This is a genomic window from Brevundimonas sp. AC546, from assembly GCF_979258305.1.
The window spans coordinates 2,982,352-3,005,191 of the sequence record NZ_OZ409849.1 but is presented as its reverse complement, the minus strand read 5'-3'; the positions used below and the strand labels follow the sequence as shown (position 1 = coordinate 3,005,191).

22 protein-coding genes are annotated in these 22,840 nt (G+C 67.3%); 15 read left to right on the top strand and 7 right to left on the bottom strand.

What is annotated here, in order from left to right:
• Positions 1-40: 40 nt before the first annotated feature.
• On the bottom strand, positions 41-937 hold the full coding sequence (locus ACZZZD_RS14885; RefSeq protein WP_463436026.1) for a hypothetical protein: 897 nt from the start codon (positions 935-937) through the stop codon (positions 41-43).
• A 300-nt stretch (positions 938-1,237) separates the two neighbouring features.
• On the opposite strand from ACZZZD_RS14885, the gene ileS reads away from it, so the two are divergent.
• From ileS to ACZZZD_RS14835, 10 genes are all read left to right on the top strand, one after another.
• Positions 1,238-4,147, top strand: a complete 2,910-nt coding sequence (gene ileS / locus ACZZZD_RS14880; RefSeq protein ID WP_463436024.1) for an isoleucine--tRNA ligase — start codon at positions 1,238-1,240, stop codon at positions 4,145-4,147.
• Positions 4,148-4,287: 140 nt separating this feature from the next.
• Entirely contained in the window at positions 4,288-5,817 is a 1,530-nt protein-coding gene (locus tag ACZZZD_RS14875) for a UbiD family decarboxylase (RefSeq protein WP_463436022.1), read from the top strand.
• Between the two features lie 130 nt (positions 5,818-5,947).
• Positions 5,948-6,874, top strand: a complete 927-nt coding sequence (locus ACZZZD_RS14870; protein ID WP_463436020.1) for a DUF3829 domain-containing protein — start codon at positions 5,948-5,950, stop codon at positions 6,872-6,874.
• 93 nt (positions 6,875-6,967) lie between these two features.
• Positions 6,968-7,600 (top strand): hypothetical protein, encoded by a 633-nt coding sequence (locus tag ACZZZD_RS14865; RefSeq protein ID WP_463436018.1) that lies wholly within the window; start codon positions 6,968-6,970, stop codon positions 7,598-7,600.
• A 128-nt stretch (positions 7,601-7,728) separates the two neighbouring features.
• Positions 7,729-9,498, top strand: coding sequence for a M14 family metallopeptidase (locus ACZZZD_RS14860; protein WP_463436016.1), 1,770 nt, complete (start codon positions 7,729-7,731; stop codon positions 9,496-9,498).
• Between the two features lie 3 nt (positions 9,499-9,501).
• Positions 9,502-9,909, top strand: a complete 408-nt coding sequence (locus ACZZZD_RS14855; protein WP_463436014.1) for an MAPEG family protein — start codon at positions 9,502-9,504, stop codon at positions 9,907-9,909.
• Positions 9,910-9,948: 39 nt separating this feature from the next.
• Positions 9,949-11,304: a TldD/PmbA family protein gene (locus ACZZZD_RS14850; RefSeq protein ID WP_463436012.1), complete on the top strand. Its 1,356-nt coding sequence runs from the start codon at positions 9,949-9,951 to the stop codon at positions 11,302-11,304.
• Positions 11,301-12,095, top strand: a complete 795-nt coding sequence (locus ACZZZD_RS14845; protein ID WP_463436010.1) for a 3'(2'),5'-bisphosphate nucleotidase CysQ — start codon at positions 11,301-11,303, stop codon at positions 12,093-12,095. Before ACZZZD_RS14850 ends, ACZZZD_RS14845 begins: the two co-directional genes overlap by 4 nt.
• 106 nt (positions 12,096-12,201) lie before the next feature.
• The gene (locus ACZZZD_RS14840) at positions 12,202-12,447 is read left to right on the top strand and encodes a DUF4170 domain-containing protein (protein WP_463436008.1); all 246 of its coding nucleotides are present in this window, start codon (positions 12,202-12,204) and stop codon (positions 12,445-12,447) included.
• Positions 12,448-12,512: 65 nt separating this feature from the next.
• Positions 12,513-12,725 carry a hypothetical protein gene (locus ACZZZD_RS14835; protein WP_463436006.1) on the top strand — a complete coding sequence of 71 codons (213 nt, stop codon included), beginning with the start codon at positions 12,513-12,515 and terminating at the stop codon, positions 12,723-12,725.
• A 174-nt stretch (positions 12,726-12,899) separates the two neighbouring features.
• Here the strand turns inward: ACZZZD_RS14835 and ACZZZD_RS14830 are convergent, their stop codons facing one another.
• The gene (locus tag ACZZZD_RS14830; protein WP_463436004.1) at positions 12,900-13,565 is read right to left on the bottom strand and encodes a fused DSP-PTPase phosphatase/NAD kinase-like protein; all 666 of its coding nucleotides are present in this window, start codon (positions 13,563-13,565) and stop codon (positions 12,900-12,902) included.
• A gap of 80 nt (positions 13,566-13,645) precedes the next feature.
• Here ACZZZD_RS14830 and ACZZZD_RS14825 point away from each other — a divergent pair, with 80 nt between their 5' ends.
• Genes ACZZZD_RS14825 through lpxK form a run of 4 tightly spaced genes read left to right on the top strand, consistent with a single transcriptional unit; the run spans position 13,646 to position 18,457 of the window.
• Positions 13,646-15,475 carry an ABC transporter ATP-binding protein gene (locus tag ACZZZD_RS14825; RefSeq protein WP_463436002.1) on the top strand — a complete coding sequence of 610 codons (1,830 nt, stop codon included), beginning with the start codon at positions 13,646-13,648 and terminating at the stop codon, positions 15,473-15,475.
• Positions 15,472-16,155 (top strand): lysophospholipid acyltransferase family protein, encoded by a 684-nt coding sequence (locus ACZZZD_RS14820; protein WP_463436000.1) that lies wholly within the window; start codon positions 15,472-15,474, stop codon positions 16,153-16,155. The genes ACZZZD_RS14825 and ACZZZD_RS14820 overlap by 4 nt, the downstream gene beginning before the upstream one ends.
• Complete coding sequence (locus tag ACZZZD_RS14815; protein ID WP_463435998.1) at positions 16,152-17,444, top strand: 3-deoxy-D-manno-octulosonic acid transferase; 1,293 nt, start codon at positions 16,152-16,154, stop codon at positions 17,442-17,444. The genes ACZZZD_RS14820 and ACZZZD_RS14815 overlap by 4 nt, the downstream gene beginning before the upstream one ends.
• Entirely contained in the window at positions 17,441-18,457 is a 1,017-nt protein-coding gene (gene lpxK, locus ACZZZD_RS14810; RefSeq protein ID WP_463435996.1) for a tetraacyldisaccharide 4'-kinase, read from the top strand. The genes ACZZZD_RS14815 and lpxK overlap by 4 nt, the downstream gene beginning before the upstream one ends.
• Here lpxK and ACZZZD_RS14805 read toward each other — a convergent pair.
• Complete coding sequence (locus tag ACZZZD_RS14805) at positions 18,442-19,767, bottom strand: metal-dependent hydrolase family protein (protein ID WP_463435995.1); 1,326 nt, start codon at positions 19,765-19,767, stop codon at positions 18,442-18,444. The two genes, lpxK and ACZZZD_RS14805, sit on opposite strands and share 16 nt — an antisense overlap.
• A gap of 156 nt (positions 19,768-19,923) precedes the next feature.
• Between ACZZZD_RS14805 and ACZZZD_RS14800 the strand changes: the two genes are divergently transcribed.
• Positions 19,924-20,574 carry a murein L,D-transpeptidase catalytic domain family protein gene (locus tag ACZZZD_RS14800; RefSeq protein ID WP_463435993.1) on the top strand — a complete coding sequence of 217 codons (651 nt, stop codon included), beginning with the start codon at positions 19,924-19,926 and terminating at the stop codon, positions 20,572-20,574.
• A gap of 3 nt (positions 20,575-20,577) precedes the next feature.
• On the opposite strand, the gene ACZZZD_RS14795 is transcribed toward ACZZZD_RS14800, so the two are convergent.
• The 4 genes from ACZZZD_RS14795 to ACZZZD_RS14780 form a co-directional block, all read right to left on the bottom strand.
• Positions 20,578-20,853: a type II toxin-antitoxin system RelE/ParE family toxin gene (locus ACZZZD_RS14795; protein WP_463435991.1), complete on the bottom strand. Its 276-nt coding sequence runs from the start codon at positions 20,851-20,853 to the stop codon at positions 20,578-20,580.
• A complete protein-coding gene (locus tag ACZZZD_RS14790; RefSeq protein ID WP_463435989.1) occupies positions 20,844-21,035 on the bottom strand; it encodes a CopG family transcriptional regulator in 192 nt (63 codons plus the stop codon). The genes ACZZZD_RS14795 and ACZZZD_RS14790 overlap by 10 nt, the downstream gene beginning before the upstream one ends.
• A 32-nt stretch (positions 21,036-21,067) precedes the next feature.
• Positions 21,068-22,342 (bottom strand): phosphoribosylamine--glycine ligase, encoded by a 1,275-nt coding sequence (gene purD / locus ACZZZD_RS14785; RefSeq protein ID WP_463435987.1) that lies wholly within the window; start codon positions 22,340-22,342, stop codon positions 21,068-21,070.
• 62 nt (positions 22,343-22,404) lie between these two features.
• Positions 22,405-22,836, bottom strand: a complete 432-nt coding sequence (locus ACZZZD_RS14780) for a hypothetical protein (RefSeq protein ID WP_463435985.1) — start codon at positions 22,834-22,836, stop codon at positions 22,405-22,407.
• Between the last annotated feature and the right edge of the window lie 4 nt (positions 22,837-22,840).

Below are 22,840 nucleotides of genomic sequence, written 5' to 3'. Positions count from 1 at the left end.
CCGCCTGATCGGCGGCTGAACGGACGTGTTCGGCTCCCGTTCAGAACACCCGGCCGCCGACGCCGCCGTCCAGAGTGATGACCCCGGTCAGCACGGTCGCGCTCTCGACCTGTTCCTCGCGGTATTCGGTGTATTCCTCTTCGCGGTACATCGTAAGGATCTTCACCCCGGCGCCGTAGCGACGCAGCAGCGAACGCTCGTTGCAGTCGCGCTCGGGCTTCTCGGGACGGCATTCCAGCCTGCCCTCCGGCCCGTACCACAGCGCCTCGTGCTTGCGGCAGGTCAGGGTCGTGCCGTGGTCGAAGCTGATGTCGCCGTTATAGTCCGCGATGGTCGCCTGCAGCCACGTGCCCGACAGGCAGCGATAAAGCTCGCCGTCGAACCCGTCCGCGATCTCGCGATCAGGACGCACCTGCGAGGCGGGGTGCGGCACCTGACGGTCGTCGATGCAGACGGCCTGGATGACGACGCGCTTCATCATGCTGCGGAAGGCGCTGTAGGGCGTGCGGATGGTCTGGGCGACCATGCCCTCGACGGCCAGACCCTGGATCGTGGTCGGATAGGGCTGGTCCACGCTGACATAGGCCGCGCCGCCGCCCCCGCCGAAGCTGCCCGAGAAGCCGCCGGCCCGCGCGTTCAGATACGACCGGGCGCCCGAGTTGGCGTTTGCGCCCGCGTTCGCATTGGCGTTCGCACCCACATTGACGTTCACATTGACGTTGGTGTTGATGTTGCCGTTCCAGTTTCCACCGCCACCGCCACCGCAGTTTCCACCACCGCCGCAGGGCGGCGGCGCAGGCGGCGGAGGCGGCTCGCACGAGGTGCAGGGCGGCGGCTCGCAGCCGGACGTGCATTGCGCCAGGGCCGCGCCGGCGCCCGCCGAGACGGCAAGGCCAGCCGCCAGGCCCAGCATCCATTTCGTGATCCGCAGCCGCATCGGCGGGAACTCCCAAACGTATATTTCGTGTCGACTGGGCAAGACGCCGGCCGATCCTGCATTCACCAAAGCGACAAAAGCCTTTCGTTTCCGTTGATGACGCCTGCGCTTCGGGATGGCGCAATGCCGCATCCGTCTGCTAGACCGCCCGCATAATGACCGTCCGCGTCTCCATTCGCCTGATTTCGATTAGCCGCCCGGCGTAGCGCCGCAGGGGTCAGCCCCGCGCACGCCGGGAAGACCGCCCCGAGACGGGCGAACGAAGACAGCGACATAACTTTCACGACGCCGAGACTCTCCATGGCCGACGCCACCGAATCCACCGCCCGCGACTATCGCGACACCGTCTTCCTGCCCGAGACGCCCTTCCCCATGCGCGGCGGCCTGCCCCAGAAGGAGCCGGTCATCCTGGAACAGTGGGGCGACCTCTACGGAACGCTGCGCGCCGAGCGGCAGAAGCAGAACGCACCCCTCTACGTCCTGCACGACGGCCCGCCCTACGCCAACGGCGACATCCACATCGGCCATGCGCTGAACAAGACGCTGAAGGACTTCGTGGTCCGCAGCCGCTTCCTGTTGGGCTATGACGTCGACTACGTCCCCGGCTGGGACTGCCACGGCCTGCCGATCGAATGGAAGATCGAGGAACAGTTCCGCGCCAAGGGCCGCCGCAAGGACGAGGTCTCCAAGGACGAGTTCCGCGCCGCCTGTCGCGAATACGCAGGCAAATACATCGACCTGCAACGCGACCAGTTTAAACGGCTGGGCATCACAGGCGACTTCGCCAACCGCTACGCCACCATGGACTTCACGTCCGAGGCGGCCATCGTCGCCGAGTTCCACAAGTTCAAGAACTCGGGCCAACTGTATCGAGGGTCCAAGCCCGTCATGTGGTCGCCGGTCGAGCGCACGGCCCTAGCCGACGCCGAGATCGAGTACCACGACCACGTCAGCCCGACGATCTGGGTCAAGTTCCCGGTCACGGCCATGTCCGACGACCATCCCGACGACCTGCTGGCCTTCCGTTCCAGCACCCCGTCCATCGTCATCTGGACCACGACCCCGTGGACCATCCCGGCCAACCGCGCCATCTCCTACGGCCCCGAGATCGCCTATGGCCTCTATGAGGTCACGGCCATGGAAGAGGGTCTTGAGTTCGCGCCCTGGGCCAAGCCCGGCGACCGCCTGATCCTGGCCGACAAACTGGCCGAGGACGTGTTCAAGGCCGCCAAGATCGCCGCCTGGACCCGCGTCTACGACATCAACCCCTCCGGCCTGGAGACCGCCCACCCTCTGGCGGCTCTGGACAGCGGCTACGGCTTCTCCGTGCCGCTGCTGGCCGGCGACCACGTCACCGACGACGCGGGCACGGGCTTCGTCCACACCGCGCCGGGCCACGGCGCCGACGACTTCGAGGTCTGGAAGGCCCACGGTCATCATGAGGTGCCGGACACGGTCGATCCCGACGGCGCCTACTACCCCGGCGTCCCCCTGTTCGCAGGCCTCAAGGTGCTGGAGACCGAAGGCAAGAAGACCGGCAAATTCGGTCCCGCCAACGGCGCGGTGATGGAAAAGCTGATCGAGGCCGGCAACCTCCTGGCGCGCGGCCGGCTGGAACACTCCTATCCCCACTCGTGGCGTTCCAAGGCTCCGATCATCTTCCGCAACACCCCCCAGTGGTTCATCCGCATGGACGAGCCGCTGAAGTCCGGCGACACCCTGCGCGAAACCGCGTTGCAGGCCATCGATGCTGCGGCCTTCCACCCCGCCGCCGGCCGCAATCGCATCCGCTCGATGGTCGAGGGCCGTCCCGACTGGCTGGTCAGCCGCCAGCGCGCCTGGGGCACGCCGCTCGCCATGTTCATCGACAAACACACCGGCCAGCCTTTGCATGACGCCGAGGTCGACGCCCGCATCGTCGCCGCCGTCGCCGAACACGGCGCCGACATCTGGTTCACCGCGCCGGACAGCGACTTCCTCGGCGCCCACGACCCGGCCCGCTACGAAAAGGTCGAGGACATCCTCGACGTCTGGTTCGATTCCGGTTCGACCCACGCCTTCACCCTGGACCCGCGCACGCCGGAGAACGGCTATGCCGGCGACCGCCCGGCCCACTGGCCGGCCGACCTCTATCTGGAAGGCTCCGACCAGCACCGCGGCTGGTTCCAGTCGTCCCTGTTGGAGGGTTGCGGCACCCGCGGGCGGGCCCCGTTCAAGGCGGTCCTGACCCACGGCTTCACCCTCGACGAGAAGGGGGAGAAGATGTCCAAGTCCAAGGGCAACACCACCGATCCCCTGACCATCATCAAGGAAAGCGGCGCCGACATCCTGCGTCTGTGGGTCAGCCTAGTCGACTATTCGGAAGACCAGCGGATCGGCAAACAGATCCTCCAGACCACGGTCGACGCCTATCGCAAGCTTCGCAACACCGTCCGCTATCTCCTGGGCGCCCTGGCCGATTTCGACGAGGCCGAACGCCTGCCGCTGGACCAGATGCCGCCGCTGGAGAAGTTCATCCTCCACCGTTTGCACGAACTCGACGCCCAGGTCCGCACGGCCTACGGCGAATACCGGTTCCAGGACGTCGTGCGCCCGGTGCTGGAGTTCTGCTCCAACGACCTGTCGGCCCTCTATTTCGACATCCGCAAGGACGCCCTCTACTGCGATCGCCCCGACAGCCTGCGCCGTCGCGCCGCGCGCACGGTGATGGACGAGGTCTTCATGCGCCTGACCGCTTGGCTGGCCCCGTTGACCCCGTTCACCATGGAAGAGGCCTGGACGACGCGGTTCCCGGATGCGGGAACGAACTGCGCCCGGGTGATCCCTGAAACGCCGAATGAGTGGAACAACCCGGCCGAGGCCGCACGTTGGGCCGCGATCAACACGGTCCTCGAAGTGGTCAATGAATTGCTGGAAGCGGCTCGCCGTGAGAAGCTGATCGGCGGCGCCCTGGACGCCTGGCCCACGGTCACCGCTCCGGCTTCGGCCTTCGCGCCGTTCGAAGGCCTCGACGCCGCCGAGATCTTCCGCACCTCGGGCGCCGACCTGGTCGAAGGCGAGACCATCTCCGTCACCGTCGCCACCGCCGACCACCCCAAATGCGCCCGCTCCTGGCGCCGCGTCCCCGACGTCGGCTCCGACCCCGCCTACCCCGACCTCTCGGCCCGCGACGCCGGTGCGGTTCGGTACTGGGACGAGACGCACGCCTGAAGATATCCTTCTCCCCTTGCGGGGAGAAGGTCGCTCGCGCAGCGAGACGGATTAGGGGCTCGGCCCCTGGACCAGAACGGATCGAGTGTTCGGCCGCGCAAGGCGTGACAGCGAGCCGAGTCCCGCCTAAGCGTCCCGACATGGCCTACAAATCCCTGCGTGACTTCATCGACCAGCTGGAAGCCAAGGGCGAGCTGGTGCGGGTGTCCGAACCCGTCTCCACCGTGCTGGAGATGACCGAGATCCAGACCCGGCTGCTGAGGAACGGCGGGCCGGCGGTGTTGTTCGAAAAGCCGGTGATGCCGGACGGCACGATCAGCCCCATCCCCTGCCTGGCCAATCTGTTCGGCACGGTGAAGCGGGTCGCCATGGGTGTGACGCTGGAGGGTAAGGACCGGACGACGGCGGGCGAGCTGCGTGAGGTCGGGGAGCTGCTGGCCTTCCTGCGCAATCCGACGCCGCCGCGCGGCCTGGGCGACGCGATGGAGATGCTGCCGTTGATGCAGACCGTCATGTCGATGCGACCCAAGGTGGTGAAGAAGGCGCCGGTGCAGGAAGTGGTGCTGAAGGGCGATCAGATCGACCTGACCGCCCTGCCCGTCCAGTCGTGCTGGCCCGGCGAGCCGGCGCCCCTGATCACCTGGGGGCTGGTCGTGACCAAGGGGCCGTCGGACGACCGCGAGGACGATTTCAACCTGGGCATCTATCGGATGCAGGTGCTGGGCAAGGACAAGGCCATCATGCGCTGGCTGGCGCACCGGGGCGGCGCCCAACACTATGCCCGGCACAAGAAGGCTGGAAAGCGCGAGCCCCTGCCCTGCGCCGTCGTGCTGGGGGCCGATCCGGGCACGATCCTGGCGGCGGTGACGCCGGTGCCGGACACCTTGTCGGAGTACCAGTTCGCGGGCCTCATGCGGGGCGCCAAGGCCGAACTGGTCCCGTGCAAGACCGTGCCGCTGATGGTGCCGGCCCAGGCGGAGATCGTGCTGGAGGGGCATGTCCTGCTGGACGAGCATGAGGACGAAGGCCCGTACGGCGACCACACCGGCTATTACAACTCGGTCGAGAAGTTCCCGGTGTTTCAGGTCAGCGCCATCACCATGCGCAAGGACCCGATATATCTGACCACCTTCACGGGCCGCCCGCCTGACGAGCCGTCGGTGCTTGGCGAGGCGCTGAACGAGGTCTTCATTCCGCTGCTGCGCCAGCAGTTCCCCGAGATCACCGACTTCTGGCTGCCGCCCGAGGGGTGCAGCTATCGGATCGCCGTGGTGTCGATGAAGAAGGCCTATCCGGGCCATGCGAAGCGGGTGATGCTGGGCGTGTGGAGCTATCTGCGCCAGTTCATGTACACCAAGTGGGTCATCGTCGTGGACGACGACATCGACGCCCGCGACTGGAAGGACGTCATGTGGGCCATCTCGACCAAGATGGATCCGGCGCGCGACATCACCGTGATCGAATCCACGCCCATCGACTATCTGGACTTTGCGTCGCCCGAGAGCGGCCTGGGCTCCAAGATCGGCCTGGACGCCACCGACAAATGGCCGCCCGAGACCAAGCGCGAATGGGGTGAGGAAATCCGCATGGACGAGGCCGTGATCGAACGAGTGTCCGACATGTGGGACCGGCTCGGCCTGCCGGGTGATCAAACGCCGATCTGGAAATAGCGCGCAATCAAATACTTGCGATTTATTCGCAGTTAATTGGCGGTTTTCTGCGAACCCAACCTTGGCCGTGACGTTGTCCTTCTCCACGCGGTCAAGCTGAACCTTGACCGGTCCAGGAAGGGAAAACCACATGAAGTCTCGGACAGCTGTAAGCGCCATGGCCTTGGTCTGCGCGATGACGATGGGCCTTGCGGCCTGCGGACAGGGCGACGCCAAGGGCGGGGCCGAATCTCAGTCGGTGAAGGCCGCTGCGGGCAGCGAACTGACGCAGCAGAAGCTGGGACTCTATACCGAAGGCTTCAACAAGCTGATCGACGACAACTGGGGCGTGCCAACGAACTTCGACAATTATCAGAAGCTGGACATCCCGAACGCCGATCCGACCAGTTCGATCTACTTCCCCGAAAACATCACCACGCTGGAAACGGCGATCGAGAAGCTCAAGGAAGGCAAGGCCTTCGCGGGCGGAAACCAGAGCGAACGCGCCGAAGCGGCGGTGAACAAGCTGCTTCCTCAACTTGAGGCCCTGCTGGCCCAGTGGAAGACGCTGGACCCCTATTATGAATCCCGCGCCTATCGCGAGGATGGTCTGGCCAAGGGCAAGGCGGCCCACGCCGCGCTTATGACGGCTTATCAGGGCGCCATCGCAGGCATCGGGGAACTGGACGCCGCCCTGACCGAATACCAGCGCGCCAGCAACGCGGCCAAGATCGAGGCCCTGACCAAGGCCGGTCACCCCGCCGAGGCCAGCCTGATCGACGCCGTACAGAAGGCCGACCATTTCACCACCGCCGTCATCGAAGACAATACGGCCGAAGCGGATCGCCTGCTGCCCGAGTTCGTCGCCGCAGCCGCCAAGCTGCGCACGGCCGAAGCCGGCTTGCCCGCAGACAATGAGAACAAGTCCGAGTTCGGCTCCATCGCCGGTTATATCGACTCGATGATCGGCTCGTGGCGCGACTACAAGCAGAGCAAGAGCGACTATGAGCGCGAGAGCATTGTCGATGACTACAACCGCGCGGTCGAGCGCATGAACGACGTCGAAATGCCCGCCTGACCCAGTCTGCCTGACCACGGGGCGCCGCATCGCCCGACTGGCGATGCGGCGCCAAACGGTCTAGCTATCCTCTCCTGACATCGGGGGATGGCTGTGAGCGCGTTCGAATTCTTCTTCAGCTTCTATGGGCTGCTGCTGGGCCTGTCGGTCGCCGAACTGGTGGGCGCGTTCGCGCGGGTGCTGCATGAGAAGCAGCGGATCCGGTTCGGCTGGCTGACGCCGATGCTGGCCCTGTTCGTGGCCATCGACATCGCCACCTTCTGGAACCAGGCCTGGGTCATCTTCCGGGGCGCGCCGTTCAACACCTTCGTGCTGATCATCTCGCTGGCTATCGCCGCCACCTTCTATGTCGCCGCCAGCGTGACCTTCCCACGGGTGTCGGCGGAGGGCGGCCAGGAGCGGATGGATCTGGACGACCATTTCTGGTCCCACCGGCGGCTGGTGTTCGGCTGTATCCTGGCGGCAAACCTGATCGTGGCCGTTGTAGTGATCATCCTGGCCCAGCTCGATCCCGGCTTCGCCCAGATCGCCAGTTCTGTGCGCCTGTGGGCGGGCGTCGCAATTTTCGTGATCGGCACGGCGACGGCGGCGTTCGCGCCGTGGCGCAGGGTTGCGGTCGGAGCCTTGGTCATCGTGCTGCTCTACAGCCTGTGGGGCATGGCGAACTCGGCCGCATTGCTGGTCAAGGCCGGCGGGTGGGCGCCCGCGTTGGGCGGCGGCGGTTGAAACCTTGCCCGGCCCCTTGTCAGGGCCCTTCTTGTAAGCCGGGCGCAATCGGCTCACGAAAGGCCATGCAGTCCCCTCTTCTGGTTTCGGCCTTCCTTGCCGCCCTTGCCTGTAGCGTGAGCCCCGCCATGTCCCAGACGATCCCAAACACCGCCCCCTGGGACCAGGCCTTCCTGCCGCCCGCGCCGGCTTGGGACGGGGCGTCCAAGGCCCTGCTGCGCAACGCTAGCGACCCTTGGGTCACGGCGTTCGAGGCCGATCAGGGCCATGATTTCAGCCCCAACTACTTCGATACCCGCGCCTGGTTCGACCGTCTGGATCAGGCCAGCGACCTGATCCGAATCGAACAGTTCGGCGTCTCGCCCGAGGGACGGCCCATCTATGCGGTGATCGCATCCAAGGATGGCGCCGCCTTTGATCCGGCCAAGCCCGTGCTGATGATCCAGGCGGGCATCCATCCCGGCGAGATCGACGGCAAGGACGCAGGCATGATGCTGCTGCGCGACATCGCGTTTTACGGCAAGGACGCCCTGCTGGACCGGGTCAACCTGATCCTGATCCCGATCCTGTCGGTCGATGGCCATGAGCGGGCCAGCGCCTATTCCCGCCCCAACCAGCGCGGGCCGCGCATCCAGGGCTGGCGCAATACGGCGACCAACCAGAACCTGAACCGCGACTATCTGAAGCTGGACCAGCCCGAGATGCGCGCCGTGCGCGGCCTGATCCTGAAATACCGGCCGGATCTGTATGTGGACGTCCACGTCACCGACGGCATGGATTACCAGTACGACGTCACCTACGGCTTCAACGGCGAGGACGGGGCGTTCAGCCGCTCGCCGAACGGCTCGGCCTGGCTGGATTCGATCTTCAAGCCGGCGATGAACGCGGCGCTGGAGCGCGAGGGCCATATCCCCGGCGAGCTGGTTTTCGGCATGGATGACGACGAACCCAGGAAGGGGCTTTCGGACGGCGGCCTGGGCGAGCGGTTCTCCAACGGCTGGGGCTCGGCGGCGCATGTGCCGACCATCCTGATCGAGAACCACAGCCTGAAACCGCACGAGCAACGGGTCTTGGGCACCTATGTCTTCATCGAGGAGGCGATGCGGCTGCTGGCCGATCAGGGCGCGGGTCTGAGGGCCGCGACCGATCAGGACAAGGCCCTGCGCCCGGCGCAGATCCCCGCCAACTTCGAGGCCGACGAGACCCCGTCGTCGACCCGGCCGTTCAAGGGCATCCTGTACGAGATGTACGACAGCGCCGCCTCGGGCCGTCAGGAGATCCGCTGGCTGGGCCGGCCCGATCCCGAGCTGTGGCAGATGCCCTTCTATGGCTCTAAGCCGACCCTGACTCTGATCCGGCCGACCGCCTATTGGGTCCCCGGCTATCGCACCGACATCATCGAGCGGTTGAAGACCCACGGGATCGCGATGGAGACGGTTGAGGCGCCGCGCACCGTCAACCTGTCGATGCTGCGTCTGGTCGAGCCCAAGCTGGCCACCCGGACCAACGAGGGTCACGTCCAGGCCTCGGTGAAGACGGTCGAGGTGGAGAAGCGCGACTGGACGTATCCGACCGGCTCGGTCCGGGTGCCGACGGATCAGCCGTTGGGCGACATCGTCGTGTTGCTGCTTGAGCCGCAGTCCAGCGAGAGCTTCTTCGCCTGGGGCATGTTCCCCGAGGTCATGAGCCGGGTCGAATATATCGAGGCCTACGCCATCGCGCCGCTGGCGGACAAGATGATGGCGGCGGACCCCGCGCTGAAAGCCGAGTTCGAGGCGAAGGTCGCAGGCGATGCGGCGTTCGCGGCCGGTCCGCAGGCGCGTCTGGCCTGGTTCTACGAACGCACGCCCTTCTATGACGACCACTATCTGCTCTACCCCGTCGCGCGCGAGGACTGATCGATGACCACTCCCCTGATGTACGCCGTCCAGGCTGCCGCCCTGTGGAGCGGACTGCTGATCCTGATGATGCTGGTGCTGTCGGGCGTCGTGGTCAGCGGACGGCGCAAGCATATGGTGTCGTTCGGCGACGGCGGGAACGCTGACCTGATGGCCGCCAGCCGCGCCTTCGGCAATCTGGTGGAATATGGAACGCCGGGCATGGTCGCCATGTTGCTGCTGGCCGCCGTCGGCGCCCCGGCCTGGATGGTCCATGCGATGGGGGCGACCCTGCTGGCCGGACGCGTGATCCATGCGCTGGGCCTGCTGTTCCAGACCGGGCCGTCGCTGGGGCGGGTTATCGGCATGTTGTTGACCTGGGTGGCGTTGCTGAGCGCCGCCGTGGGCCTGATCGCCTTCGCCGTGGTGTGACGCGGTTGCGGTGCAGCAAGGCGTCCGCCATATCGGGGCATGACTGAAACCCTAACTGCGCCCGTTTCCACCGATCTTCTCAACGACATCGTCAAGGCGGCCCTGAGGGCCGGCGCCGACGCCGCCGAGGCGGTCAGCGCCGATCGACGCTCCCTGTCGGTCGGGGTGCGCAACGGAAAGCTGGAAGACGTCGAACGCGAGGAATCGCGCGACCTGGGCCTGAGGGTCTTCGTGGGCCAGCGCCAGGCGTCGGTGTCGGCTTCGGACCTGTCGTCCGCGACACAGGCGCGGTTGGTCGAGCGGGCGGTGGCCATGGCGCGTCTGGCGCCGGAAGACCCCCATGCCGGTTTCGCCCCCGAGGATCGGCTGGCGCGCGGGCCGTTCGTCGATCTGGACCTGTTCGATCCCACCGAGCGCAGCGCCCAGGTTCTGGAGCAGGTGTCGGCCGAGGCCGAGGCCGCGGCCCTGTCCGTGACGGGCGTGGCGCGGTCGGAAGGCGGACATGCCGGCTGGTCGTCGACCCGCTGGCGGCTAGTGACCTCGCACGGGTTCGACGGCGCCTATGAGGGTTCGGCCTTCTCGTTGGGCGCCGGCGTCATTGCGGAAAAGGACGGGGCGATGGAGCGTGGCGGCGAGAGCCGTTCGACCCGCCACCTGTCCGACCTGCCGGGCGCCGAACGGATCGGGCGCACCGCCGGCGAGCGCGCCGTGGCCCGCGTGGGACCGCGCAAGATCGCCTCGACCACCGCCCCCGTCATCTTCGACAACCGGATGGCAGGCCAGATCGTGTCGCCGGCGCTGGGCGCCATTTCCGGCCCCTCCATCGCGCGCGGCACATCCTTCCTGAAGGACCGGATGGGTCAGCGCGTGTTCGCCGAGGGGGTGACCCTGATCGACGACCCGTTCCGGCCGCGCGGCATGGGCTCCACCCCGTTCGACGACGAAGGCGTGGCGGTCGAGAAGCGCGCCCTGTTCGAGGATGGGGTGCTGACCACCTGGCTGTTGAACAGCGCCGCCGCCCGGCAGTTGGGGCTGGAATCGACCGGCCATGCGTCGCGGGGGCTGGCGGGGCCATCCGGCGTCTCGACCCACAATCTGCACATGGAGCCGGGCGAGCGGGATCTGGCGGGGCTGATGTCGGACGCCACGACCGGCCTGCTGGTCACCTCGATGTTCGGCCCTTCGCTGAACGGCAACACCGGCGACTGGTCCGCCGGGGTGTCGGGCTTCTGGTTCGAGAACGGCGTGATCGCCTATCCAGTCAGCGAGGTCACGGTGGCCGGCAAGCTGACCGACCTTTATCTGCGCATCCAGCGGGGGTCTGATCTGGAGTTCCGGGGCGGGTTCAACGTGCCCAGCCTGATGTTCGACGCGGTGGCCATCGCCGGCAAATGATCGACCTAAACGCCGACCTCGACCTGATCCGCCAGGCGGCCATCGACGCCGGGGCGCTGGCCCTTGCCGAGCGCGAGGCGGGGCTGAAGATCGAGTCCAAGGTCGGCGGCTCGCCCGTCACCAGCGGCGACCTGAAGGTGGACGCCATGCTGAAGGACCGGCTGCTGTCGGCCCGGCCCGAATATGGCTGGCTGTCGGAAGAGACGGCGGATTCGCCCGAGCGGTTGTCGAAGCGGCGCATCTTCATCGTCGATCCCATCGACGGCACCGTCGCCTATATGAAGCGGACGCCGTGGTGGTGCATTCCGATCGCCGTGGTCGAGGACGGCGAAGTCGTCGCCGCCGTCATCCATGCGCCCGAGGTGGACGAGACCTATGTCGCCACGCGCGGCGGCGGCGCCCGACGCAACGGCCGGCCAATCCATGCCTCGGATGTGGATATGCTGGAGGACGCGTCAGTGCTGGGCGATGCGCGACTGATCGAAGCGCCCTATTTCGACGAACCCTGGCCGCCGATGCGGTTCGAGAAGAGGAACGCCCTGGCCTATCGGATGGCGCTGGTCGCCGCCGGCGCCTTCGACGCCGCCCTGGCCCTGACGCCGAAATGGGACTGGGACGTCGCCGCCGGCTGCCTGATCGCCCAGGAGGCGGGGGCCAAGGTCAGCGATCACCACGGGCGGCCGTGGGCGTTCAACCGGCCGGATCCCCGCCAGGCCAGCCTGGTCTGTGCAGCCCCGATCATCCAGCCGATGATCGTGCGGCACTGTAAAAACGTGCCTTTATCGACCTAAGGCGAGGGCGGAAAAACCCCGCCCCACATTGATCCGAGGGCGTTCTCGGCCTATGCCGCGCGCAAAGCCCTCCCCCAGCCTTCTGGCCCAGCCTTCAGGATTTTCGATGACCGATCAGAACGCCATCCCGCCGCAACTTCTGCACATCGTCATCGGCGGCGAGCTTCGTCACCTGGGCGAGCCGACCTTCCGCGACCTGTCGCAGGTCGAGTTCGTCGGCGCCTTCGGCAGCTATGACGACGCCAAAAAGGCCTGGAAGGCCCGCGCCCAGGCGACCGTGGACAACGCCCACATGCGCTATTTCATCCTGCACGCCCACAAGCTGATCGACCCGCGCGGCGACGTCGTCTGAGTGCGACATCGGGGAGCCGAACCGGCTCCCCGATCCGACGTTTCAATCTGTATGCGAGAACGACCATGACCCTGGAACCGCAACAGATCTTTCAACTGGTCAGCCTGCTGGCGGTGCTGGCGCTGTTCAGCTTCTCGCTGCGCGGGCAGATCAACTACGCCCGCTGGTTCAAGAAGTGGGAGGCCGACCGCAAGGCCCGCCGCGACGCCGAACTGGCGGCCGAGGCGCGCGCGAATGGCGAAGGCGGCGAGGAGCGGAAGACCGGTCCCTGGGGCTGAGGCCCAACTCCTCATCAAATTCCGTCACCCTCGGGCTTGTCCCGAGGGCCCACTGTGGCGTTGACGCGATGAGAGAAGCGGGCTTCTGGCTGCGACACATCCAACGTTCGAATGCGCGGCAAGCCGTAGGCCCTCGGGACAAGCCCGAGGGTGACGGGTGGGTAGGTTTCGCCCCTACTCCCGCTTCAGCAGCCGTTCCGTCAGCAGCGTCCCCCACCAGTTGGCCTTGAACTCGGCCCGGATAGCCTTGGGATCGTAGTCGGGGCTGTCGATCCAATCGATGAAGCTGATCCCCTTTGGCTCGATCTCGGCGACGTATTTCTCCAGCGTATAGTCCAGCACGCCGGTTAGCCCCTCGCGCGAGTGCAGGTATTTCTTGGACAGCTGTTTCATGGCGACCGAGATCGGTTCGCCCAGGTGGAAGTGGCGATAGAAGACCGCCATCATCCCGGCCCGGTCTGCGCCGGACTTGCAATGGATCAGCACCGGATACTGGATCGTCTTGAACAGCTCGCGCGCGCGGTGGATGCGCACGGTCTCGGGCGGATCGCGCGAATCGAGCGGGGCGTCGATCAGGGTCAGGCCCAGCCGTTCGCAAGCCTCGCGCTCCAGCCAGTAATAGCCCTCGTCCCTCTCGCCGCGCAGGTTGATGACCGTGCGCACGCCCTTCTTCTTCCAATAGGCCAGCTGGCGCGGCGAGGGCTGGTTGGTGCGCACAAGGTCCGGCCCCAGCCAGTGGGCGTTGGAAAACGCCAGGCGCAGAAACGCGTGGTCGGCCCAGAAATAATGCCAATGCGCCCGAAAACGGCCCATCGCGGTCGAGAGGTCGAAGCGCGCCATGCCCGCCAGATAGCGATCCTGAGCCGCCGCGTCACCTCTGCCGGGTTGACTTAAACCGCAAGCCGTCCGACCGAGAGCCGATGACCGTCGCCGCCTCAGAGACCATGCCCCTTCGCGCCCTGCTGGCGCGGATCTGGCGCGACTACCTGTCCAAACACAAAGGATCTCTGATCCTGTCGGTGCTGTGCGCCGCGGCGACCGGCCTGCTGACGGCGGCGCTGCTGAAGCTGCTGGAGCCGGCGATCAACGGCCTGTTCCTGGGCGGGACCGAGCCGATCAGCATCTTCGGCGTCTTCAGCTTCCCCGCCGACAAGGCGGTGATCTGGATCCCGATCGCCATTCTGACCGTCGCCATGATGCGGACGCTGGCGGCGCTGGGCCAGGCGGCTTTGGTCAACCGGCTGGGCCACACCATCGTCGGCGACATCCAGATCCGCCTGTTCGGGGCCATGATCCGCGCCGACCTGGCGCGTCTGCGCAGCCAACATTCGGGCGGCTTCGTCTCGTCCGTTCTGTTCGACGCCAATATGGTGCGCGAGGCCTTCACCTCGGGCGTGGTCAACTACACCCAGAACCTGCTGACCCTGATCGCGGTGCTGATCTACATGGGGTTCATTGACTGGCAGCTGACCATGGTCGTGCTGCTGGGCGTGCCGTTGGTGGCGCTGGTGCTGCGCCGGTTCGGGCGCAAGACCCGCAAGGCCGCCGTCGGCGCCATGGCCGAGACCGAGAACCTGTCCACCGCCCTGATGGAGAATCTGGACGGGGTTCGCCTGATCAAGATCGAGAACCGCGAGGCCGCCGAACAGGACCGCGTCGCCGAGGTGGTGGCGCGACGCCAACGCCACGTGATCAAGGGCGCCAACGCCCGCGCCTTCGCCGGCCCGTCCAGCGATCTGGTGGCCTATATCGTCGTCGCCGCCGTCATGGCCTATGCCGGATGGCGCGCGCAGTCGGGCGAGATGACGGTGGGCGGGTTCGCGGCCTTCATCGGCATGTTGCTGGCTGCGGGCCAAGCGCTGCGCCAGGTGACCAATCTGGCGACGGTGATGAGCGAGGGCTTCACCGCCGCGCGTCGCCTGTTCGGCGCCCTGGGCATCGAGGCCGAGATTCGCGAGGCGCCGGACGCCGCGCCCCTGGTGCCCGGTCCGGTCGAGGTGGTGCTGGACCAGGTGTCCTTCGCCTATGCTCCCGGCGGGGCGCCGACGCTGAATGCGGTGTCGCTGCGGGTCGCGCCGGGCGAGACGGTGGCTCTGGTCGGGCCGTCAGGCGGGGGCAAGAGCACGATCCTGAGCCTGCTGCCGCGCTTCTATGACGTGACGGGCGGGGCGGTGACGATCAATGGCGCCGACGTGCGGTCCCTGCGCATCCACGATCTGCGCGACCATATCGCCCTGGTGACGCAGGAGCCCTTCCTGTTCGACGACACCATCGCCGCCAACATCGCCTATGGCCGGTCGGACGCCACCCAAGCCCAGATCGAGGAGGCCGCGCGGTCCGCCGCCGCCCACGACTTCATCACCGCCCTGCCCGAGGGGTATGAAACGCGTGCAGGCGAGGCGGGCCTGCGTCTGTCGGGCGGCCAGCGCCAGCGGATCGCCATCGCCCGCGCCTTCGTCAAGGACGCGCCCATCCTGCTGCTGGACGAAGCGACCAGCGCGCTGGACACCGAGAGCGAAGCCTTGGTCCAGGCGGCGCTGGAGAGGCTGATGCAGGGGCGCGCCACCCTGATGATCGCCCACCGGCTGTCGACTGTTCGCAATGCCGACCGCATCTATGTGATCGAAGCCGGTCGCGTGGTCGAGGAAGGGTCGCACGACGCCCTGGTCGCCAGGGGCGGCCTCTATTCCCGCCTGGCCCGCCAACAGTCGCTGGACGGCGTCCAGCCCACCGTCGAGACGGTCGCGTGAGGCCGCTGCGCAATCCCATCATCCAGTCCGCCTTGGCCTGGACCCTGGCGCAATGGATGCAGTTCTGCTTCGCCACCATCCGCTGGACGCACGAAAACCGCTCGGTCGCCGAAGAGGTCTGGCGCGCAGGCGGCGGCGTGCTGTGCGTCTTCTGGCATTCGCGCCTCGGCCTGGCTCCCGCCTCATGGCCGCAGGACGAGGCGCAACCGACCAAGGGGCTGATCTCCCTGTCAGCGGACGGTGAGTTCTTCGCCAAGGCGGTCGCGCGATTGGGGTTCCCCGCCGTGCGCGGATCGTCGGCCAACAAGGACAAGAGCGACCGAGCTAAGGGCGGATCTCGGGCGCTGCGTGACGGTCTGAAACAGTTGAAGGTCGGCGGCCTGGCCATCACGCCCGACGGGCCGCGAGGCCCGGCCAATGTCATGGCCGAGGGCTTGCCGCTGATGGCGAAGATGTCCAAAGCGCCGGCTCTGTTCATCGGCGTGTCGTGCAGCCCGGCGATCCGCCTGAACAGCTGGGACCGCGCCGTGCTTCCCCTGCCCTTCGCCAGGGGCGCCATCGTGTGGGACCGTGCCGACTATCCGCAGGTCGCCGACATGGCCGATGTGGTCGCCGACTGGACTGCGCGGCTGAACGCGGTCGAGGCGCGGGCCGATGCGATCACGGGCCTCAAGCCGTGACGCCGCTGCCGCTGATCGCCTACCGGCTGGCGACCCGCGCGCTGGAGCCGCTGGCGCCGCGCCTGCTGGACGCGCGTGCGCGGCGGGGCAAGGAAGACCCCGTGCGGGTGGACGAACGGATGGGCTTCACCCGCGCCGAACGACCGACGGGCGATCTGGTCTGGCTGCACGGCGTCAGCGTCGGCGAAAGCCTGTCGCTGCTGCCCGTGGTCGAGCGGTTCGTGAAGGCGCGGCCGGACCTGACGGTGCTGGTGACGTCCAGCACCGTGACCTCGGCCCGCATCCTGGCCGAACGCCTGCCGGCGGGCGTGATCCACCAATACGCGCCGGTCGATGCGCCGGGCGTGGTGGCGCGGTTCCTGGATCACTGGCGGCCCGGCTTGGCGGTCTTCGTCGAGAGTGAAATCTGGCCCAACCTTTTGCTGGAAGCGCAGCGGCGCGGCGTGAAGCTGGCCCTGGTCAGCGCGAGGATCACCGAAAAGACGGTCGAGGGCTGGGCGCGGTTTCCGGCCTCGGCGCGGGCGCTGACCGGCGCCTTTAATCTAATCCTGCCCCAGGACGCGACTTCGGCCCAACGGCTGGAAAGCATGGGCGCGCGGATCGACGGGCTGGTGAATCTCAAACTGTCGGGCGACCCGCTGCCGCACGACCCCGCCGCCTTCAGCCGCCTGTCCGCCGCCATAGGCGACCGGCCGGTGATCGTCGCCGCCAGCACACATGAGGGCGAGGAAGTCGCCATCGTGCGGGCGCTGGACAAGTTGGGCGATCGTGTCTGCCTGATCCTGGCCCCGCGCCATCCCGAGCGGGGGCCGCACATCGCCCAGGCATTGCAGCGCGAGGGTTACGCCTTCGCCATGCGCTCGCGCGGCGAGACCATCGGGCCGGACACCGACATCTATCTGGCCGACACCCTGAACGAGATGGGCCTGTTCCTGCGGCTGGCGGACGTGGTGGTGATGGGCGGTTCGTTCGCGCCCGCCATCGGCCTGCCGCCGGTCGGGGGGCACAATCCGCTGGAGCCGGCGCGACTGGGCAAACCGACGATCACGGGGCCGGATGCGTCCAACTGGGCGCCGGTGACTTCGGCTTTGTCGCAAGCGGGCGGGCTGGTTCTGGTTCAGGCGCCGTCCGACCTGCCCGGCGTGATCGAGCCGCTGCTGGCGGATCTGGACGCGGCCAAGGCCATGGGCGAGCGCGGACGCCGAGCGGCGGTGGAGGCCGGAGGCGGGCTGGACCGGCTGTGGGCGCTGCTGTCCCCGCTAATCCCGCAGAAGCAGGCCCGGCGATGAAGCTGAACACCCCGCGCTGGTGGTATGTCCGCGACAGCAACCACGCCCGGATGACGCGCACGGCGTTGAAACCGCTGGGCTGGATCTGGGCCGCCGTGACTGCGCGTCGGATCGCGCGGGCAGCGCCGGTCGATCCCGGGTGTGCGGTCATCTCGGTCGGCAATCTGACGGTGGGCGGATCGGGCAAGACGCCGGTGGCGCGCGAGACCCTGCGGCTGCTGCGCGCAGCGGGGGTTGAGGCGCAAGGCCTGTCGCGCGGCTATGGCGGGCGGCTGGAAGGTCCCGTGCGGGTCGATTCTCAAATCCATACGGCCGAGGATGTCGGGGACGAGCCGCTGATGCTGGCGCAGGCGTCGCCGGTCTGGATCGCGCGGGATCGCGTGGCGGGCGCCCAGGCCGCGGTCGCAGGCGGGGCGCTGGCCCTGGTGCTGGACGACGGACACCAGAACCCGACATTGAAGAAGACCGTCAGCCTGATCGTCGTGGACGGCGAGACGCGCGGCGACGAATGGCCGTTCGGCGACGGCTCGGTCTTCCCCTCCGGCCCGATGCGCGAGCCGCTGAAGGCGGGGCTGGCGAGGGCCGACGCCGTGGTGGTGATGCTGCCGACCGATGTCGAGGACGCCGATCCCGAACTGCTGGCGGTGTTCGGCGCCCTGCCCGTCTTCGTCGCGCGCCTGACGCCCGAGGGTGCGCCGCCGTCGGGGCCTCAGGTCGGGTTCGCCGGCATCGCCAAGCCGTGGAAGGTCGAGCGGTCCCTGAAGGCGGCGGGATGCGATCTGGCGGACTTCGTCCCCTTCCCCGACCATGCGGCCTATAGCGCCGCCGACATGAAGTTCCTGACAGACCGGGCGGCGGTGTTCGACGCCGGCCTGGTCACCACGGAAAAGGACTGGGTCCGGCTGACGCCCGACCAGCGTGCGCGCGTCACCGCCTGGCCGGTCGTCGCCCGTTTCGAGGACGAGGCGGCTTTCGCCGCCTTCCTGACCTCCAGGATTCAGTCGGCGCGATAGACCACGCCGGACTTCATCACGAACTTCATCCGTTCCAACTCGGTCACGTCCGACAGCGGATCGCCCGACACGGCGACGATGTCGGCAGGCATGCCCGGTGCGATCTTTCCGGCTTCGTTCGAAATCCGCAGGTGTTCGGCGGCGCCGACAGTGGCGGCCTGGATCGCCTCCAGCGGCGTCAGGCCGGCGCGGACCAGAAGCGCAAACTCTTGCGCATTGTCGCCGTGGGCCGAGACGCCGCTGTCTGTGCCGAAGGCGATCCTGACCCCACCCTCATGCGCACGGCGCGCCATGTCCAGCATCTTGGGTCCAGCCTCCAGCGCCTTTGCCGTCTGGGCCGGTGTGAAAAAGTTGTTAGGGCCCGACGCGACGCGAGCCACGAAATCGCCAGCCAGCAGGGTCGGGATCAGCCAGGCGCCGTTCGACTTGAACAGGCGGATCGACTGGTCGTCCAGATAGGTGCCGTGTTCGATGGAATCGCCGCCTGCCCGCAGGAAGGCGTTGATGCCGTCGACGCCGTGGGCGTGGGCGGTCACCTGGCGGCCCATGCGGTGGGCGCTCTCGACAATGGCGGACAGCTCGGGGTCGCTGAACTGCTGGTTCAGGCCGGCGGCGGTGTTGGACAGGACGCCGCCCGTCGCGGTGATCTTGATGATGTCGGCGCCGGCGCGAACCTGGGTGCGGACCGCGCGCATGCAATCCTCAGGCCCCGAGCAGATGCTCTCGGACGACAGCAGGTGCATGACGTCCTCGCGATAGCCGTTGACGTCGCCATGGCCGCCGTGGATCGACACCGACGATCCCGCCGCGATGATGCGCGGTCCGGGCACGTCGCCAGTCTTCACGGCATTCCTCAGGGCGAAGATCGCCTGGTTCGATGCGCCCAGATCCGCCACGGTGGTGAAGCCGGCCATCAGGGTCCGGCGGGCGTAGCGTGCGCCGACCATGGCCTGGTCCGCCTCGGACAGAGTGACCTCCTCCAGCCGTCCATTCGGGTTCTGCTGGCTAGTCAAATGGACGTGGCTGTCGATCAGTCCGGGCAGGACGAAGGCCTGTCTCAGGTCCACGACCTTGCCCTGAGACGCGTCGCCGACGAAGCCGTCGCGCACTTCGACGACTTGGTTCCCTCTGATCACGAGAGTTTTATCGCGCTGCACAACGCCGTTCGACGGGTCGGCCAGCAACCTTCCGGCTGCGACGAACGTTGTCGTGGGTTCGGACGAAACCCCAACGCCCGTGGGGCTTTGCTGGGCGTTGGCGCTCATGGCCGACGCCATCAGCGCCGCCAATGCGATTCCGAAACGCTTCATCGTTTTCTCCCCGCGACACGTTGGCCGCAAAAATGCCCCACAAGGCTCAGGTTGCCTCGCCCGTAACCAACTGAAACAAACACGCCTCAAGACCAACCGCAACGAGGGCGTCGCATGCGGCTATCGAGACGAGGGCTAATCCTGGGTGGATCGGCCATGCTGGCGGGATGCGCCAGCGCAAGCGCCACGGCGCCGTTGACCACGGCTCAGACCGGAACCCCGATCGCGATGCCTCAGGTCGGATTGCCGACCATCGAGACCGCAGCACTGACGCCTCCGCCGCTCGATCCGCGCGGTCACGTCCGCAAGGAGTTGATGGAGCGCGCCATGACCGCGCTGGACACCCATCACCATCGCCTGCCGCTGCGCGACCGGATGTATCTGGTCGATTTCCAGAAATTCTCGGGCGAGGAGCGGCTATACGAAGTCGATCTGGTCGCTGGCGAGGTCAAGGTCCTTCGCACCTGCCATGGTCGCGGCTCCGATCCGGCCCACACCGGCTTTGCCCAGCGGTTCTCGAATACGCCGGATTCCAACATGTCCTCGGTCGGCGCCTACGCGACGGCGGGCGCCAACTGGGGCGCTCAGCAGGGACCGAACGTCCTGCTGGACGGGCTGGAATACTCCAACGACAAGGCGCGCGCGCGAGCCATCATCATCCACGGCGCCGACTATGCCGACCCGGACTTCCTGGCGCGCGAAGGCAAGCTGGGCCGCAGCTACGGCTGTTTCTCAGTCGCCCACACCGACCTGCCAGGATTGCGCGAACGCATGGGCGAAGGCCGGCTGCTGTTCGCGGCGGCGTAGGGCTTAACGCTCGGGCCGTCGGGCCGAGTGCCGGATGGTGACGACTTCCACCCGATCGGCCAAGATCGCGTATCGGATCAGATAGGGCTTCACGAGCGTCAGTTCGCGCGTTCCATGAATAGCGGGCCGCCCTCTGTCTGCAAAATGCGCGAGGCTCTCGGCAGCCGCTTTCAATCGAATAAAGAAACGCGCCGCTGCGGCTGGATTGAAGTCGGCGATGTAGAGGCTGATGTCCTCCAGATCGCTCAGCGCCTGATCCGTCCAGACGACTAGCCGCATTTCGGCCGGGGCAGAGGATTGGCTGTTGACCAGGATTCGACCCAACGCATGACGGTTTCGTTGTCGACGACACGTCCTGCAGCAGCGTCCGCCAAACCCCGCAAGGTCGCCGCTTCGTCCGCCGCATCGTCAGGCGTGGAGAACAGGTCTTCGTCGTCGTGATCTAATGCAGGATCAGCCATAGGCCAGACCCTACCACACCCCGCCGATACGGTCAGCCCCGCTCCAGCGCCCGCCAGCCGATGTCGGAACGGTTGAAGCCGCCGGGCCAGTCGATCTTCTTGATGGCGGCATAGGCGCGTTCCCGCGCCTGGGCGATGTCGTCGCCCTCGGCGCAGACGTTCAGGACGCGACCGCCTGAGGCGGCCAGCAGCCCGTCGTCGCGACGCTTCGTTCCGGCATGGAAGACCTGAACGTGGGGCCCGAAATCCTGATCGGCGCCGCGGATGATCGAGCCTTCCAGCGGGCTGTCGGGATAGCCCTTGGCGGCCATGACCACGCAGATCACCGTCTGGGGCTTGAAGGCCGGCGAGGCCAGGCCCGAGACATCGCCGCGCGCGCAGCCCAACAGATAGGGCACGATGTCGCCGGCCATCCGCATCATCAGCACCTGGCATTCCGGGTCGCCGAAGCGGGCGTTGAACTCGACCACCTTGGGGCCTTCGTCGGTCGCCATCAGGCCGGCATAGAGGACGCCGCGATAGGGGGCGCCTTCCTCGGCCATCTTGCGGATGGTCGGCTGCACGATCAGCTCGTCGGTCTGCTGCACCAGGTCGGGCGTGAAGACGGGCGCGGGCGAATAGGCGCCCATACCGCCGGTGTTGGGCCCCAGATCGCCGTCGAAGGCGCGCTTGTGGTCCTGGGCGCCGCCGAACAGCAGGGCGCGCTGACCGTCGCACAGGGCGAACAGCGAGCCCTCCTCGCCGTCCATGAACTCCTCGATAACGACGCGGGCGCCGGCCGCGCCGAAACGGCCGCCCAGCATCCGTTCGATCTCGGCCTCTGCGTCGGGACGGTCGGGGCTGATGGCCACACCCTTGCCGGCGGCCAAGCCGTCGGCCTTGATGACGTAGGGCGGCTTGAACACGTCCAGCGCGGCCTTGGCGTCCTTGACGGTGTCATAGACGCCGTAACCGGCGGTCGGGATTTCGTGGCGCTCGAGGAAGGCCTTGGAAAAGGCTTTCGAGGTTTCCAGCTGCGCCGCCTTGGCCGTGGGGCCGAAGCAGGGGATGCCCGCCGAGGCCAGACGGTCGGCCAGACCAGCGGCCAGCGCCACCTCGGGTCCGACCACGACCAGGTCGGCCTTCATCTCGCGCGCCAGGGCGGCAAGGCCGTCGGCGTCGTCGGCCTTGATGGCGCGAAGCTCGCACAGCTTCTCGATGCCGGGGTTGCCGGGCGCGGCGATCAGGCGCGTGACCAGCGGCGACTGGGCGATCTTCCAGGCCAGGGCGTGTTCGCGGCCGCCCGATCCGACGAGAAGAATGTTCATGAGACCGGGCAATGACCGGCCGTCGCCGGCCGGTCAAGCACCCGTCAGACTTAACGCTGAATTCAGCGTGCGGGCGGCGTCCAGGCCGGCAGGGCCTGAAGCTGGCCCGGCGTCAGGTCGGTGACCAGATCCCTGTCGCCGTTGCGGTCGATCGGCCCCACGTCGCCAACGGGGACCAGCACCTTCATGTCGCCCGGTCCCTCCAGCTCGACCACCAGATGGGTCAGGGCGCCTGAGGCGTCCAGCACCAGGGTTTCGACATCGCCCAGATTGACATCGGCGCGCGAATACAGGTCCGCGTCCTCGAGCTGTTCGCGGGTCATGTTGAAGGCCAGGGCGGCGTTCGATGCCGCCGCATCGGCCTGTTGGTCCGGCAGGGCGACGGGCGCAGCGCCGGGCGCGGGCGCCTGGACGACATCGTCGTCGCGATCCGAACAGGCGACGACGGAGCCGGTTAGGCAGAGGACGGCGGCGAGCGGAATGAGACGGTTCATGGAC